At 30.8% G+C, this 16,889-nt stretch carries 16 protein-coding genes; 9 read left to right on the top strand and 7 right to left on the bottom strand.

What is annotated here, in order from left to right:
• Positions 1-52: 52 nt before the first annotated feature.
• Both AC0L3M_RS02980 and AC0L3M_RS02975 read right to left on the bottom strand, forming a co-directional pair.
• Entirely contained in the window at positions 53-346 is a 294-nt protein-coding gene (locus tag AC0L3M_RS02980; protein WP_145001516.1) for a cell division protein ZapA, read from the bottom strand.
• Positions 347-361: 15 nt separating this feature from the next.
• Positions 362-652: a hypothetical protein gene (locus AC0L3M_RS02975; RefSeq protein WP_145001515.1), complete on the bottom strand. Its 291-nt coding sequence runs from the start codon at positions 650-652 to the stop codon at positions 362-364.
• A 175-nt stretch (positions 653-827) separates the two neighbouring features.
• On the opposite strand from AC0L3M_RS02975, the gene AC0L3M_RS02970 reads away from it, so the two are divergent.
• From AC0L3M_RS02970 to AC0L3M_RS02950, 5 genes are all read left to right on the top strand, one after another.
• Positions 828-2,540, top strand: a complete 1,713-nt coding sequence (locus AC0L3M_RS02970) for a M23 family metallopeptidase (RefSeq protein WP_473431784.1) — start codon at positions 828-830, stop codon at positions 2,538-2,540.
• Complete coding sequence (locus AC0L3M_RS02965; RefSeq protein WP_473431783.1) at positions 2,527-4,992, top strand: TonB-dependent receptor; 2,466 nt, start codon at positions 2,527-2,529, stop codon at positions 4,990-4,992. The genes AC0L3M_RS02970 and AC0L3M_RS02965 overlap by 14 nt, the downstream gene beginning before the upstream one ends.
• Before the next feature lie 49 nt (positions 4,993-5,041).
• Complete coding sequence (locus tag AC0L3M_RS02960; RefSeq protein ID WP_473431782.1) at positions 5,042-5,893, top strand: hypothetical protein; 852 nt, start codon at positions 5,042-5,044, stop codon at positions 5,891-5,893.
• Positions 5,894-6,095: 202 nt separating this feature from the next.
• Positions 6,096-7,589 carry a hypothetical protein gene (locus AC0L3M_RS02955; RefSeq protein ID WP_473431781.1) on the top strand — a complete coding sequence of 498 codons (1,494 nt, stop codon included), beginning with the start codon at positions 6,096-6,098 and terminating at the stop codon, positions 7,587-7,589.
• 98 nt (positions 7,590-7,687) lie between these two features.
• Positions 7,688-8,074 carry a DUF2306 domain-containing protein gene (locus AC0L3M_RS02950; RefSeq protein WP_473431780.1) on the top strand — a complete coding sequence of 129 codons (387 nt, stop codon included), beginning with the start codon at positions 7,688-7,690 and terminating at the stop codon, positions 8,072-8,074.
• A 51-nt stretch (positions 8,075-8,125) separates the two neighbouring features.
• Here the strand turns inward: AC0L3M_RS02950 and AC0L3M_RS02945 are convergent, their stop codons facing one another.
• On the bottom strand, positions 8,126-8,917 hold the full coding sequence (locus tag AC0L3M_RS02945; RefSeq protein ID WP_473431779.1) for an alpha/beta fold hydrolase: 792 nt from the start codon (positions 8,915-8,917) through the stop codon (positions 8,126-8,128).
• 38 nt (positions 8,918-8,955) lie between these two features.
• Entirely contained in the window at positions 8,956-10,095 is a 1,140-nt protein-coding gene (locus tag AC0L3M_RS02940) for a cysteine desulfurase family protein (protein WP_473431778.1), read from the bottom strand.
• A gap of 112 nt (positions 10,096-10,207) precedes the next feature.
• Between AC0L3M_RS02940 and AC0L3M_RS02935 the strand changes: the two genes are divergently transcribed.
• Both AC0L3M_RS02935 and AC0L3M_RS02930 read left to right on the top strand, forming a co-directional pair.
• The gene (locus tag AC0L3M_RS02935; RefSeq protein WP_473431777.1) at positions 10,208-10,564 is read left to right on the top strand and encodes a hypothetical protein; all 357 of its coding nucleotides are present in this window, start codon (positions 10,208-10,210) and stop codon (positions 10,562-10,564) included.
• Positions 10,540-11,163 (top strand): hypothetical protein, encoded by a 624-nt coding sequence (locus AC0L3M_RS02930; RefSeq protein ID WP_473431776.1) that lies wholly within the window; start codon positions 10,540-10,542, stop codon positions 11,161-11,163. The genes AC0L3M_RS02935 and AC0L3M_RS02930 overlap by 25 nt, the downstream gene beginning before the upstream one ends.
• Here AC0L3M_RS02930 and AC0L3M_RS02925 read toward each other — a convergent pair.
• Positions 11,160-11,720 carry a Smr/MutS family protein gene (locus AC0L3M_RS02925; protein WP_473431775.1) on the bottom strand — a complete coding sequence of 187 codons (561 nt, stop codon included), beginning with the start codon at positions 11,718-11,720 and terminating at the stop codon, positions 11,160-11,162. The two genes, AC0L3M_RS02930 and AC0L3M_RS02925, sit on opposite strands and share 4 nt — an antisense overlap.
• Positions 11,720-11,929, bottom strand: a complete 210-nt coding sequence (locus tag AC0L3M_RS02920; RefSeq protein ID WP_292948986.1) for a hypothetical protein — start codon at positions 11,927-11,929, stop codon at positions 11,720-11,722. The genes AC0L3M_RS02925 and AC0L3M_RS02920 overlap by 1 nt, the downstream gene beginning before the upstream one ends.
• Positions 11,930-12,137: 208 nt before the next feature.
• Here AC0L3M_RS02920 and AC0L3M_RS02915 point away from each other — a divergent pair, with 208 nt between their 5' ends.
• Positions 12,138-13,934: a T9SS type A sorting domain-containing protein gene (locus AC0L3M_RS02915; protein WP_473431774.1), complete on the top strand. Its 1,797-nt coding sequence runs from the start codon at positions 12,138-12,140 to the stop codon at positions 13,932-13,934.
• Positions 13,935-14,003: 69 nt separating this feature from the next.
• On the opposite strand, the gene rocD is transcribed toward AC0L3M_RS02915, so the two are convergent.
• Positions 14,004-15,284: an ornithine--oxo-acid transaminase gene (rocD, locus tag AC0L3M_RS02910; RefSeq protein ID WP_145001503.1), complete on the bottom strand. Its 1,281-nt coding sequence runs from the start codon at positions 15,282-15,284 to the stop codon at positions 14,004-14,006.
• Between the two features lie 185 nt (positions 15,285-15,469).
• On the opposite strand from rocD, the gene rlmD reads away from it, so the two are divergent.
• The gene (gene rlmD / locus AC0L3M_RS02905) at positions 15,470-16,882 is read left to right on the top strand and encodes a 23S rRNA (uracil(1939)-C(5))-methyltransferase RlmD (RefSeq protein ID WP_292948994.1); all 1,413 of its coding nucleotides are present in this window, start codon (positions 15,470-15,472) and stop codon (positions 16,880-16,882) included.
• Positions 16,883-16,889: the final 7 nt, after the last annotated feature.

Raw genomic sequence — 16,889 nt, 5'->3', positions numbered from 1 at the left:
AAAAATAATTAATGTAGGCAGTAACCTAATATTGTTATGTTATAAGAACGTATTATAAACTAAGATGCGATTGCAACATGTCATTTAAAGCTTCTAACTTATCCTGAACATGCTCTTCCACATGGTTTTTATCTAAGGCTTTCTGTTCTACTTGACTAGCAAATTGTAAAGCGCACATGGCTAAAACATCTTGCTTATCTCGCACAGAGTAGCTTTGCTCAAATTTGGTAATCATAGCCTCTATCTTCTTTGCTGCTAAACGCAGTCCTTCTTCTTGACTAGGTACAATAGTTAATGGGTAGACTCTATTTGCAATAGATAACTTTATTTTAAGCGTGTCTGCCATAAAAACTATATAATATTAACTAGAAAGTTGGCTTATACAATGGTCAATCTCTCTAATTAATGTGTTTATTTTGAGCTTTGTTTCTCGTTTATCGTTGTCACTGCCTAGTATGGTATTAGCCATTTTTAAAGTGTCATACTTTTCTTGCCAACTCTTTAATTCTAAATCCTTAGCAACTATCTTAGATTGTGATTGTTCTAAAGCTTCTTTAAGCTTTGCGTTTTCTAGTTTTAAAACTTGTTGCCTTGATAAGACCTTTCTAATTTTATTTTCTAGCGCATCAACAATGGTTTCAATCTTACTCATTAACTAATACTATACTTATCTTACAAAGTTAATCAAACCTTAACACTTTGCAATTAATTTTTCATAAATTTTTATTATATCTTAAATTTAACTCATTATCAATTAAATGGCTTAGTCTTTGATTTTACTTTGGTAATTAAAACCTAATTTATATTTTAGCAGTAACCATTTATTTATGCGACACATACTTTTATTACTCGTTTTTTTAACAACATCGTCTATTGCACAAAACATTTATCCACAGGATTACTTTAGGTCTCCTTTGGATATAGAGTTGGTCTTATCAGGGACATTTGCTGAGCTTAGAAGCAATCATTTTCATTCTGGATTAGATATTAAAACTAAACAACGAGAAGGTTTAAGTGTCTATGCTGCTGCTAGTGGTTATATAAGCAGAATTAAAATTTCGCATTACGGTTATGGTAAAGCTATTTATATTACACATCCTAATGGTTATGTTACTGTCCATGGACATTTACAACGTTTTTCTGACAAGGTTGAAGCCTATGTAAAAAAGCATCAATATGAAAAGGAAAGTTTTGAAATAGAATTATTTCCTGACATGAACGATCTAATAGTAACTAAAGGCGAAGTCTTTGCTTATTCTGGAAATACAGGTGGTTCTGGTGGACCACACCTTCATTTTGAAATTAGAGATAATCAAGAACGACCTATTAATCCTTTACTATTTGGATTAAAAGTTAAGGACAGTAAAAAGCCTATCGTAAAAAGCATGTATGCTTATCCAATAAATGATTTATCACATGTTAATGGTAGTAATTTAAAACAAAAACTGCGTGTAATTCCTCAAAAAAATGGAGATTATAAAGTAGAAGATTTAACTGCTTACGGAAAAATAGGCTTTGCTGTTAACACCATAGATCAACAAGATTTGGCTGCTAATAAAAATGGTGTTTACAAAATTGAAACCTTTTATAATGGAGCACAAAATTTTACAATTGATTTTAGAAAATTTTCTTTTGACGAAACTAAGCATCTAAATAGATTAATAGATTACACACATTATAAAGATGAAAAAGAGCGTCTTCAAAAATTATTTTTAGACACTAATAACCCGTTAAGCTTATACAAAGACAAGATTGACGATGGGTATTTAGTTATTTACGATACCGTTTCTAACGTTTATAAAGTTAAAATCTCAGATTTTGAAGGCAACGAAACTAATATTGATATAAATATTAAAGGTGAGGATAAACAACCAAATGATGTTTCTAAAAACTTTACGTCTCCTTATTACATCAAATCAGGTGAAGCAAACGTTTTAGAAAACCAAAATATAAAAGTAGAATTTCCTAGGGAGACCTTTTATGACGATTTTTTTATAGATTTTAGAGTTAATGGTGATACTTTAAAATTACACGAAAACAACCTAGCGTCTAAAAAATATTTTACCATAAGCTACGATGTAAGTAATTACAACCCTGAAGATTTAAAACAAGTTTACATTGCCAGATTAGTTGGATGGAATAATTTTTTAAGCTACTCCTCTACCCAAAGAAAAGATAATACCCTTTTTACTAGAACTAAAAATTTAGGAACTTACTGTTTAGCTAGAGATACTGTTAACCCAACAATAACACCTATTAGTTTTAAAGATGGTCAATGGTTAAGTAAATACCGTTTTTTAAAAGTTAAAATTGACGACAAACATACAGGTATATCCAACTATAGAGCAACCTTAAATGGTCAGTGGATTTTAATGGAATATGATTACAAAAAGAAAACCTTAACATACGATTTTAATGATAAAGTCGTTACAGACACTAAAAACAATTTAAAAATTATTGTAACAGATAATGTAGGAAATAGCAGTACATTTGAAGCAAGCTTTTTAGAAAATAACACACCTACCCTTGGACAAACCTAACTATACCATTAGACTACTAACTTTTTTATTCCCTTTATTTTGTTTAGCGCAAACAGGAACTATAAAAGGCGTCATTTTAAACGAATTTAATCAGCCTATTGATGCTGTTAATATTAAAAGTGATGACAATGGAGTGCAAACCAATGACAATGGTTTTTTCGATATTAAAATTCCTGCAAATAAAAATGTGAAAATTATATTTTCTCACGTTTCGCATAAAAATATCATTGCCACCTTCAATTTAAAAAATGGTGAAACATTAGAGTTTAATCCCGTTTTAAAAGAAAATGTAGAGCAAATAGAAACGGTCGTTATTAGTGGAAAAAGACGAAAGGATGTGGAAGGTATTGTAAATATTGATCCAGCCACCTTAAAAAAAATACCTGGTGCTCAAGCAGGTGTAGAAAATTTACTTAAAACATTACCAGGTGTTAGTAGTAATAATGAGCTAAGCACACAATACTCGGTTAGAGGTGGGAATTATGACGAAAACTTAATTTATGTAAACGGAATTGAAGTGTACAGACCTTTTTTAATAAGATCTGGACAACAAGAAGGCTTAAGTTTTGTTAACTCGGATTTAGTACAAAATGTAGATTTTTCGGCAGGTGGATTCCAAGCTAAATATGGAGACAAATTATCGTCTGTACTAGATATTACTTATCGTAAACCAACAGACAACACAGTAGCAATTGACGCCAGTTTATTAGGTGCAAGTGTCGCTTTAGAAAACGTTAGCAAAGATTCAAAATTTACAAGTATCGTTGGATTACGTTACAGAGATAATAGCTTATTGGTAAATGCTAAAGAAACCGAAACTAATTTTAATCCAACCTTTGCAGACGTACAAAGTTATTTAACTTACCAATTTACAGACAAGTTAGAAGTTAGCTTTTTAGGTAATGCATCACTTAATAAATACAATTATATTCCATTAACTAGACAAACTAACTTTGGGACCTTAGATAATCCTCAAGCCTTAATTGTGCAATATCAAGGTCAAGAAAAGGATAGATACCAAACGCTTTTTGGTGCTTTAAGTGCTAATTACGATGTAAATGACGATTTATCTGTAGCCTTAGTAACCTCTACATATCATACTACTGAAGAAGAATATTTTGACATTTTAGCGCAATATGCTTTAGGAGAAGTTAATAGTAATATTGGTGACGAAAATTTAGGTGAAGTAGAATTTGCAGAAGGTATTGGTAGCCAATTAAATCATGGTCGTAACGATTTAGATGCATTAATTACTAATGTTGAAGCTAAAGGAACCTATACTAAAAATGAAAACGAATTTAAATTTTCGATTAAATATACTAACGAAGATATTAGAGATCGATTAGTAGAATGGGAAGTAATCGATTCGGCAGGATTTTCAATAAATCCACCAAGTTCTGACGCTTTTAATGACCAACCATACTCTCCATATGAAGGTCCACTAGAAGCTTACCAAAATGTTAGAGCCAGAAACAATACAACCATAAGTAGATTACAAGCTTATGTGCAATGGAGTAAAAGATCCACCATTGGAGAACATGATGTTTGGTACAACGCTGGTGTTAGAAGTCATAGTTGGACTGTTAACGACCAAGGGACCAATCAAGACGTATCACAATCTGTTTTTAGTCCTCGTGCGCAATTTGCAATAAAACCAAATTGGGACAAAGACATGTTATTTAGACTAAGTGGTGGTTTGTACTATCAGCCTCCTTTTTACAGAGAGTTACGTGATCAAAACGGAGTTGTACAACCTAACGTTAAAGCTCAAAAATCTGTACATTTAGTATTAGGTAACGATTACAGCTTTAAAATGTGGGACAGACCCTTTAAATTAACTAGTGAGGCGTATTATAAAAAACTTACAGACGTTAATCCATATACCTTAGAAAACGTGCGTATTAGATATCGTGCTACAAATAATGCTGAAGCCTATGCTTATGGATTAGATTTAAGACTAAATGGCGAGTTTGTTCCTGGTACGGAAAGTTGGTTTAGTTTTGGGTATCTAAAAACAGAAGAAAATATTAACGACAGAGGTTATATTGCTAGACCAACAGATCAGCGTCTTAAATTTGCTGCATTGTTTCAGGATTATGTACCAAATATACCTAGCATGAAAATGTATTTAAACTTAGTTTATAATACAGGATTACCAGGTGGATCGCCAAGTTATGCAGATCCTTATGTGTTTCAAAATAGATTACCAGACTACAAACGTGCAGATATTGGATTTCAGTTTGTGTTAGTAGATAAAGACAAGCAATTTGATAGTGGTTGGAAAAAACCATTTAAAGATTTGTCTTTTGGATTTGAAATTTTTAATGTCTTTAATGTTCAAAATTCCATCACTAATACTTGGGTAAGGGATGTGTATAGCAAACGTCAATACGCTATACCAAACTATTTAACACCACGTGTTTTTAATGTAAGAACCACGATGCGTTTTTAAAATGAAAGGTTGCTTCGTTTTAATCATTTGGCTTTGTAGCTCCTTTTGTATGTCTCAAAACAAATTAGCACAACAAACAATTGACCAATTAAACGAACAATTAAAAATTTATGAAACCCTTTCGCCTCATGGCGATTTGTATTCATTTAAAGATTTAAAACTATCCAAAACTGATATTAAGTCATTTGAAAACACAGATGATGCTATAAACGATTCCTTGCAACCCTATGCTGCTATTGAAACTATTCAGCATAAAATATTAACCTTGGTAAACATTGTTTTTATTTTGAAATCTAATGAAGATTTTGATTTAACAAACAAATTATACAATGAAATCAATTATATAAAAAGTGACGATAATAAGCTGCATAATTTAGTATTATATGCCAAAACTGGAGGCTCTTATCAATCCAGAATATCTGTTATATATTATAAACAAAACACCGAATACCAGAAAGTTTACGATACTTACACAGATGAAGGTGATAGCGCTCTATTTAAACCTGATGGCTATGATAACATACAGACACTAACCACTAACACTCAGGTAAAATATTTGTTACAAGGAAGTGTCAAAACATGTGGCATGTGTTTTTATAATTACATAACCCTTTTGCATCTTGAAAACGATGTATTTACAGTAGATTTTGAATACACAACAGATTCTAGATCGTACGATACTATACTAGATTATGACAATAACAATCAAACCATAACTGTACATTATCAAACAGATGATTTAAGTGGTCCTGAATGTTTTTGCGAACAAAATAACGAGGAAAACATTGCGGTTTTGGATGAGAATCTTAACTTAGAAAAAGAATGTAAATGCCTATTTAAATTTAATGGTGATACTTTTATTTTAAATGAACAGAGTGAAACCGTTTTAAAAAGAAATTAAAAATAGATACCATGAAAACCGTATTACTACTTTTATCAATACTAGTCTCTAGTTACAGTTTAGCTCAGGATAAAAACACACATTACTATACATTTAATTTAGAAAAGGAAGTAACAATAGAAGAGTTTAAAAATATATATTCTACATATGACACATATCAGAATGTTGTTGAAATAAAAAAAATGATAGTTCTATTATTAAAATGTTTCATCCTAGAAAACAATTTGATGTATTAGATCCCATAGTTTTAGATTCCTTAAAAGGGTATTTAAACTATCTAACTAATAAAAAAAACGAGTTTAAAGATTATATTGTTATTAACTACTTTTCGGGAAACGAACCTTTTAGAGAGTTTCCTACTGAATCAAATCATTATGTAGAAGATTATAATTACATAAAAAAAATAAATAAACTATTAAATTGTAATCAGTTTGCTATTTATAAAGAAAGAAAAAACATAAAAAATCTTAGGAATAAAAAACTCTGGATAAAAGATGATTTAGGTGTTATTAAAAACTTGTTTTTTTATTATCAAATCCCTTATGGAAGCTTTGTAATAATACGATCCGATGGTAGCTATATATCTTTACATGGAGAACACACCGCAGAATCAGTTTACAAAATTGCTGAAGAAATAAAAAAAGACATTAAAAAAGTAGAACATTACACTTATGACTTTAAACAGAAAATAGAACCTTCTGAATTTGACAGCCTTTTAAGTTACAACAATAATAGTATTAGAAATTTTGAATTGAATTTTGAAAGCGATAGCATTTTTTATAAAATGGCACATCCTGCAAGGCGTTATGGTGTATTAAAAAAACACCAACTAGACTCGGTTAAAAATTATATTAATAAAATCTCAAAAACTCAAAATTCCTTTAAAGATTATATTGTTATAAATTATAACTCTGGTGATGCTCCAAATAAAGATTTAAGTAGCGAAAGCAGAGCTTATATATATAAACCTTATTATCAAAAACAACTTAATACAATTATCGATTGCAATCAATTTTGGGTCTATAAAGATGATAAAAACATTAAATACCGCAATAAAAAAAATATAAATTGGATTAAAGACGACGCTTCTGTTTTTAAAAACCTGTTTTTTAAATACCAATTTCCTTATGGTAGTTTTGTAATCATTAAATCTGACGGTAGATATATAGTTAACTATGGTGAATACAGTCCAGATATGGTTTTTAAATTAGCCAAAGAAGTTTCTGGTCAAACTAGTAATCAAACAACTGACGCATCAAACCTATCCATAATTGATATATTTAAAGCTAATCAAAACTTTACGATTACTAAACCAAAAGATTGGTTCGAGGTGTTTCACCATGGTTATGTTGGTTATACTCCAATACAACCAAATGATAATCATTTTAAAACCATTGTGTCTGTTTTTCAATATAACTTAAATACAAAACCCATTTCCTTTAAGGCTTTTGTCGATAAGCAAATTAAAGATTATAAGCGTAATTTAAATATTTATAACTCGACCTTAAAAGAAACAAATAACCATTTAGGAATTACTTATTTCCATGAGTATAAAACTGATACTCATCAAGTCATTGAAGTGTTTTTTAAAAACAACGAAAATTATTATCATTACAAATACTCCGCATTAAATAATAGCTTTAAAAAACACAAAGCAGATGCTTTGTTAATGCTTGATAGTATTAGTTTTAAATAACAAATTACAGTCTAGCCTTAAAAAGTTACAATTGAGTAAGTACTATTATTCTACAAATAGTATTGGTAGTACATTTGAGATATACAAAACCAAAAACCATGTCTTACACTACTTTAATGTACCTTCATTTAGCAACTATACTTCCTGCTTTTATTTTAGGAACAGTTAGTTTTATTTTTAAAAAAGGAACTAACACTCATAAAATAATAGGCAGAATCTACATGCTACTAATGCTAATTACAGCTATTATAACTTTGTTTATGCCTGCTGTTGTTGGTTCTAGATTTTTAAACCATTTTGGATGGATACACCTGTTTAGTTTTTTAACAATTTACACTGTTCCAACAGCTTATATAGCCATTAAAAAAGGAAATGTTAAACGTCATAAAATTAAAATGATAGGACTATATGTAGGTGCAATACTTATTGCTGGAACGTTTACGTTTATGCCTGGTCGCTATATGCATAGCTTATTATTTGGATAAAATTAAGAAGAAGTATTAATGATGCTTGTTACAAATGAAGCTTGCAAACAATTAAATAGCTTCTACCCTATTTTTGATAAAATCTAAACTTGTTTTATTAAATAGTAAAGGTTGCTCGACATTTACCACATGACCACATTTTTCTACTACATATAATATGGAAGTCGAATGTTGACTTACAATATTTTTTATTGAAGGTAAAAACAAATGATCCTCTGCTCCCATAACATAAAGTGTAGGTATTTTAATATCCTTTGCTCTAAAAAAGCGTAATAATGGATTTAACTCAGAGGTTAATTTAAACCACCTGACAAATTCCTTTTGGTATAGTTTTTTTGCTTCGTTAACAAAAAGTAATCTTGACTTTTTATGATTTTTTCTTGGCATAATAATAAAAGCAAACAGTCTATATAAGTACATATATGGCACTACACTTTTAAAGATAACACCTACTTTAATAAGTATTTGAGATCTAAAATCAAGTTTCATTATGGCACCACCCATAATCATACTTTTAACTCTAGCTGGATGCTTTTCGGCTATGTTTCTAATCAATATTGTCCCTAAAGATATACCAACAAAATGCGAGCTTTCAATTTTTAAAAAATCTATAACTTCAACAATATCATTAGTAATAGAATCAAAAGTATATTTAGTATTAAAGGCATCTTTTAACTTAGGCTTACTATTACCATGACCTCGTAAATCCAGAATAAGCACATTAAATTCGGCTTTAAAATCTCGTATTTGCTTATACCATATAGAGCTGCTTCCTCCTGCTCCATGAACAAAAGTGACCCATTCATTAGAATGAGAATGTAAATATGTTGAGTAGTTTAGCAATTATTTTTTTGAATTGTAAAAATACAATATAATTATTCTTAAATAAATTCTTTTAACACCTCAATAACATAATCTATTTCTTCTTTTGTATTGTATTTACTAAAAGAGAATCTTATTGAAGGTTTTTGCATGTCCTCATCACATAAAATCTGTGATAATACATGACTACCTTTTGCACTTCCACTTTGACAGGCACTACCTTTAGAACAGGCAATACCTTTTAAATCTAGTTGAAACAATAATATTGGTCCTTTTTCTGGAGCTATTGGTAAACAAACATTTAAAACAGTATAAGTGCTTTTATCAAAATCCGCACTGCTTCCGTTAAATGATACTCCAGAAAAGTTTAAAACTAACTTTTCAATAAAGTATTTTTTTAGGTCAGTAATATAGGCTCTTTCTTCTTCTAAATTCTCATAAGACAATTTTAAAGCTTCTTCTAAACCAACAATATTGTGTACAGCTTCTGTACCTGCACGATAACCACGTTCTTGCTCTCCTCCAAAAATTAAAGGTTTTAATCCAGAGTTTTTTCTTATAAATGCAAAACCAACACCTTTTGGTCCATGAAACTTATGTCCACTAACTGCCATAAAATCTATTGCTAACTCTTGTAAATCTAACTTGTAATGACCAACAGATTGTACAGTGTCACTATGGAACATGGCATTATTAGCTTTGCATAATTTACTAACTTTATCCATATCTAGTATATTACCAACCTCGTTATTAACGTGCATAAGACTAACTAAAGTCTTATGGGATGATTGTAATAAACTTTCTAGATGATTATAATCCACATGACCATGATTATCTAAATCTACATAATCAACACTAATACCATATTCTTTTTCCAATTGTTGTACTGTATACAACACTGCGTGATGCTCAATCCTAGAAGTAACAATTTTTTTAACACCTAAATCTCTAACAGCACTTAATAAGGCTAAATTATCTGCTTCTGTACCTCCTGATGTAAAAACAATCTCTGATGCAGACACATTTAAATATTTAGCAACCGTCTTTCTAGCTTGCTCAATCATTGCTTTGGCAGAACGTCCAAAACTATGTGTCGAGGAAGCATTACCATAACATTGTTGCATGACTTGCGTCATTTTTTCTATTATTTCTGGTCTTAACTGCGTTGTGGCAGCACTATCAAAATATACTGGTTTCATTGAGAATTTTGCTATTAATGGGCACAAAAATAGTTTAAATAAAATTAATTGCCTTAAGCAGCGTTATAAGTTTGACAATTCTATTATTTTTGTCTTTCAAAATTAAATTATAATGCGTAAAATTTCTGTTTTATTTACCTTGTTTTTAAGCTTTTTATCATGTGATGATGGAGATATTATAACTACTGAGTTAGAATTTGGAGACACCTTTCAAACTTGTGGTGATTTAGTACTTTACAAAGTAAAAACGGATCCTAACGAAACCTTATCCATACAACTTACAGAACCTGGTTTTACAATTGCAGATTTAATTGAAACCGAAGCCGATCCAGACAATGCTATGTTACTTAATTTAGTAGCGGAACAAACTACTGATTTTAGTATTGCTAATTTGTTTAAATTTAGAAGTTATACTAGCAATCCCACCAACTTTTTTGTAACGATGTGCCTCCAAGTGGGATACAAATAACTGAAGAGTTTACAGCTAGTAGTGGTAGTGCCTATTTTACAATGGAATTATTAGAGGATGATAATGATGGTATTCCTGCAGCATTAGAAGATTTAAATGGTAACGGAAACCTTTATGATGATGATACAGATGGTGACGGTTTACCTAACTTTTTAGATGCAGATGATGATGGAGACAACGTCTTAACAATTAGCGAAGGGGTTAATTATGTTGAAGGTATGACGTTAGCCGAATTAAATTTAAGTGCTACAAATACAGATTTAGATTTACCTAATGGAGATAGCATCCCTAACTATTTAGATAATGATGATGATGGTGATGGTGTACCGACTAGAAATGAAGAAATTAATTCTTTTGATAATAATCCAACTAATGATGTTTCAGGTAGTAGCACAGTTGCAGATTATTTAAATCCTGATTACACCAACGATAATGCACCAACATCGTTTAGAAGTCATACTATAACACAAACATTTACTATAACTTTAATTTTAGAAGGTGTTGAGTTTCCTACAATATTATATGAAGAAACTGTTTTTGGAACTTTAGAGGACTCATCTTTATCAACTACAAGAACCTTAACACCACCATTTATTTAATTTGTATTTGGGTTTTGTAAGATATATACTTCTGTCGCACCTAAACCATACTTTTTATAATCGGCTTCATAGAACTTTACGTTATCGTATCTGCTAAATAGGGTTTCTAATTCCATTTTTAAAACACCTTCTCCAACACCATGAATAAATACAATTTTTTGGATGCGTTTTCTTATCGCAAATTCTAATTGTTGTCTTGCAGTATCTAACTGTATTGACAGTTTGTCGTAGCTAGTCATGCCTCTTTCGTTATCCACTAAATGGTGCAAATGCAAATCTACTTCCATGGTAGGTTGATAACGCTCTTTAGCTTTAACTTTAGTGGTAGAGTGACGCTTTTTCTCAGTTTTTTCTGATAAAACTTCGTTAATGGAAGCCGAGTCAAAAATATTATCTCTCAACGTAGATGATTTAATTTTCACTAACTCTGATGCATTAAAATCTAAATCAAAACCTTCATTGGTTTCAATAGTAATAACATCTCCTTTTATTAAGGTTACAATTCCAGATAAAACATCATCCAAAACATCTACTGTATCTCCTATTTTAAATTTCATTATTTTTCGTCACTTGGTTCCGTTTCAACAAACGATTCTTTTTCCCTTTTACTAGGTATGGTAGCTTGAACTTTAAAAAGACCAAACATCAAAACAATAATTCCAACAATTAACACCAGAATATTTTGTTCCTCGTTCGCATTAGCATATATCGCTACTACAGCACCAATTACAATTAAAAAGTAATATATTTTAGGCGATTTAAACATAGTTTAGTATTCAAGTTATATGTCGCAAATTTAAACTTTTATTTATTTCTTGATAAAAAAAACAGTCTAAAAACTAACTGATTTATTAAAAAAGACAGAAAAAAACCAAACCTTTAAAAACCTGATAATGAACAAATAACAATGTTAAATTAATCTATATTATAACAATAGTTTAACTTAAATCTTTAGCTTTGTCAAAAAATAGAATATGAAACCTACTTTCTACCTATTAATACTAACTTTATTCGGCCAACAATCCTTTGCGCAGCTTACGGTTAGAAACGATTCGTACATTTTTGGAAATGACGTAGTAATATATGTCGAGGATGATATTAATTTAAAAGAAGCAAACTCCAACCTATATTTACGTAATGAAGCACAAATAATACAAGGTGCTGGTAATACTGGTAATTCTGGCTTAGGTAGACTTAGTGTTTATCAAGAAGGTACTGTAAATAATTACGCTTATAATTATTGGTCCTCTCCTGTCGGAAATGTTGCTACAAATAGCACTGGAAACACTCCTTTTATACCCAATCAAAACATTTTTGATATTGTAGATTTAACCAACAGTAACTTAGCAGGTTACAGCACCTCTGGTTATAATGGTACAAGTAGTCCTTTAAATATAGAAAGTTATTGGCTTTGGAAATATAATCCAGGAGCTGCCTATAGCGACTGGGATTTTGTAGGTCAATCAGGAACTGTAAATGCTGGATATGGTTTTTCCATGAAAGGAACCATAGGCTCAACTGCTGCTGCTGGTCAGCAATATGATTTTAGAGGTAAACCTAACGAAGGAGAAATTAATACAGCTGTTGTTTTAGGACAAGAAACCTTAATTGGCAACCCTTATCCATCTGCTTTAGATGCTCGTGCTTTTATACATGACGCAAATAATACGCCTTTATTAGACTCTGGTACACTTTATTTTTGGGAACAAGACCAAACGATAAGCTCTCATATTTTAGAGGCTTACAGAGGTGGATATGGGTCATTTACCATAACCGCTTCCGGAACTGTTGGATCTTATGTACCTCCAACCTTTAACGCTTACAATTCTGACGGAACATTAAATACTACAGGTACTTCGTCAACATCAGGAAAACAAGTCAGACGCTATATACCAATTGGACAAGGTTTTATGGTAAAAGGTGCAGCTACTGGATCACTTTTAACCTCTGATAGTCATCGTGTTTTTTACAGAGAATCTGCAACCAACAGTGAGTTTTATAGAACCTCAGCTCAAAATCAAACAAATAATGAAGACCAAGTATACGAAATCCAGTACGATAGTAATGGATTACAAATACTACCTTCTGATTATAAAAGATTTAGATTAAATATTGATTTTAACAATCTTTATACTAGACAGTTACTACATAACTTTCATGAAACTGCAACACCTAATTTTGATTATGGTTTGGAAAGTAAGGTGTTTTCTGCGTTAAATACTGATGCCAATTGGATACAAAATGAAGAGGCTTACAATACTAAAGCAGATAACTTTGAAGTTGAATTGACTATACCTATAGGTCTTAAACTAGATAATCAACAATTAATTAGGTTTAGAATATTTGATATTCAAAATTTTGAAAGTTCACAACCTATTTTTTTACATGATAAAGTACAAAATCTTTATGTTAACCTAAAAGCGCAAGACTTTGAAGTAAACTTACCACAAGGAAACTATAATGAACGTTTTGAGATTGTTTTTCAAGAAGCACAAACATTATCTAACCAAACATTTGATGAAGCTTCGTTTGTAATTCTTCAAGAAAATAATTTAAATCAACTAATTATTAAAAACCCTAATGCTATTGCATTAAAATCAGTTAAACTTTTTGATATTACTGGAAAACAGCTTTTTAACAAAGTAGATATGGAAACCAAAACAAGAGTTACTTTTTCTACCAAAAACTTAAGTGATGGTGTTTATGTTACTAAAATTGAAACTAAAGATGGAAGTACTATTAGTAAAAAAGTAATCATCTCTAATAAATAGATTAAAATATTATAATAAACAAAAAAGACTGTCAATGACAGTCTTTTTTTATTTCAAATAGTACTAAAATTACTTTTCAAATTGTTTTAAAGTACTTGTAATAATACTAACACAATCTAATAATTGCGCTTTAGTCATTACTAAAGGTGGAGCAAATCTAATGATGTTTCCGTGTGTTGGTTTAGCTAATAAACCATTATCACGTAAAGCAATACAAATGTTCCATGCAGTGTCACTATCTTCTGTATCGTTAATTAAAATAGCATTAAGCAACCCTTTACCTCTAACCGAGTTTACAATGTTTGAAGTCTCAATAAATTTAGATAATTCAGCTCTAAATAATTCTCCTAAATCAAAAGCGTTTTGTGCTAATTTTTCGTCTTTAATAACCTCTAAAGCTGCAGTACCAATTGCTGCTGCAACAGGATTACCTCCAAATGTACTTCCATGGTTACCAGGTTTGATAACATTCATTACATTATCATTTGCTAATACAGCACTTACAGGATATGCACCACCAGATAACGCTTTTCCTAAAATTAAAATATCTGCTTTTACTTCTGGTGTTCCAGAACAATGTTTGTCTGCGCAAGTACAGTTACCACAAGTTGCTAATAAACGTCCTGTTCTAGCAATACCTGTTTGCACTTCATCTGCTATAAATAAAACGTTATGTTTTTCACATAATGCTTTTGCTTTTGCTAAATACCCTTCACTTGGTACATAAACTCCAGCTTCACCTTGGATTGGCTCAACCAAGAAACCTGCAACATTTTTGTTACTTGTTAATACATCTTCTAAAGCTTGAAGATTATCGTATTCAATTTTAATAAATCCATTAGTATAAGGTCCAAAGTTTTTACGTGCTACAGGATCGTTAGAAAACGATATAATTGTAGTCGTACGACCATGAAAGTTATTTTCGCAAACAACAATTTCAGCTTCATTTTCGTCAATTCCTTTAACTTCATAAGCCCATTTTCTACATAGTTTTAAAGCTGTCTCAACTGCTTCGGCACCTGTATTCATTGGTAATAACTTATCGTAATTAAATGTTTCTGTTGCAAATTTTTCAAATTTACCTAACATGTCGTTATAAAAAGCACGTGATGTTAACGTCAATGTTTGTGCTTGTTTAACCATTGCTCCTACTATTTTTGGATGACAATGTCCTTGATTAACTGCAGAGTATGCAGATAAAAAATCATAATATTTTTTTCCTTCTACGTCCCAAACATATACACCTTCACCTTTGCTTAATACAACTGGTAATGGATGGTAATTGTGTGCTCCGTATTTGTTTTCTAAGTCCATCGCTTCTTGCGACGTTAATTGGTTTAAAACAGCCATTTTTTTTATTATTTAAAAAGTTATAAAGTAGCCATTCCTTCTGTACCTTTATCCTTTCGAAAGCTCGAAAATTCAGCGTGGGAGAGAAATCATCCCTAAGAAGTTGCAAATTAATAAATATAACTTGCTAATTAAAATTATTGTGTGTAGTTTTTTACTAATAAAAAAGAAAGTACTTTTGCCACATGGCTAGAAAAAATACAAGAAAACAAATATTTACCAATGTCGAGGTAATTGATGCAGCTGCAAAAGGTAAAACTGTAGCAAAAGCACCTGATGGACGCGTTATATTTTTACCTAATGCAGTACCAGGAGATATTGTCGATGTACAAACATTTAAAAAACGTAAGGCTTATTTTGAAGGTAAGGCTACCGTGTTTCATAAACTTAGTGATAAACGTACTACTCCAGAATGTCAACATTTTGGTGTTTGTGGTGGTTGTAAGTGGCAAGACATGGGTTATGAGCATCAATTGTTTTACAAACAAAAAGAAGTTACCAATAACTTAACAAGGATTGGTCACTTAGATTTACCTGAAGTAACACCTATTTTAGGTTCTGCTGAGCAGTATTTTTATAGAAACAAAATGGAGTTTTCATTTAGTGATTCTAGGTGGTTAACTTTAGAAGAAGTACAGTCAGATAACGATTTAGGCGATAGAAATGCCTTAGGTTTTCATATTCCAGGAATGTGGGACAAAATATTAGACATTAAAAAATGTCATTTACAAGCAGATCCTTCTAATGCTATTAGAAATGCGGTAAGAGATTTTTCGATTAAAAATGATTTAGAATTTTTTAATACTAGAAATCAAACTGGATTGCTTCGTACCATGATGATTCGTACATCCTCAACTAAGGATATTATGGTTGTTATTCAGTTTTTTAAAGAAGATAAAGCTAAACGTGAACTATTATTAGATTATGTAGCTAGCACATTTCCTGAAATCACTTCATTGCAATATATTATTAACGAAAAAGCTAATGATACTATTTACGATCAAGATGTAATCTGCTATAAAGGGGAAGACCATATTTTTGAAGAAATGGAAGGTTTAACATTTAAAATTAATGCTAAATCTTTTTACCAAACTAATTCTAATCAAGCATTTGAATTATATAAATTAACTCGTGAATTTGCCGATTTAAATGGAGACGAACTAGTGTACGATTTATATACAGGTACTGGTACCATTGCACAATTTGTGTCTAAAAAAGCAAAAAAAGTAGTTGGTGTAGAGGCTGTTCCAGATGCTATTAGTGCTGCAAAAGAAAATGCTAAACGCAATAATATTACAAATTGCGAGTTTTTTGTAGGAGACATGAAAAACGTATTTAATCAAGAGTTTATTAATACACATGGTCAACCTGACGTGATTATAACAGATCCACCAAGAGATGGTATGCATAAGGATGTTGTACAGCAAATATTAAACATAGCACCTAAAAAGGTGGTTTACGTAAGTTGTAATAGTGCAACACAAGCAAGAGATTTGGCTTTAATGAAAGCGCAATACGTAATAACTAAAGTGCAAGCAGTAGATATGTTTCCGCAAACTCATCATGTTGAAAATATTGTACTTTTAGAAAAGAAATAGCTTTTTA

Source organism: Olleya sp. KJ81-1 (genome assembly GCF_055808135.1).
Note: the sequence above shows the minus strand (reverse complement) of the source record. Positions and strands in the feature narration are given on the sequence as shown.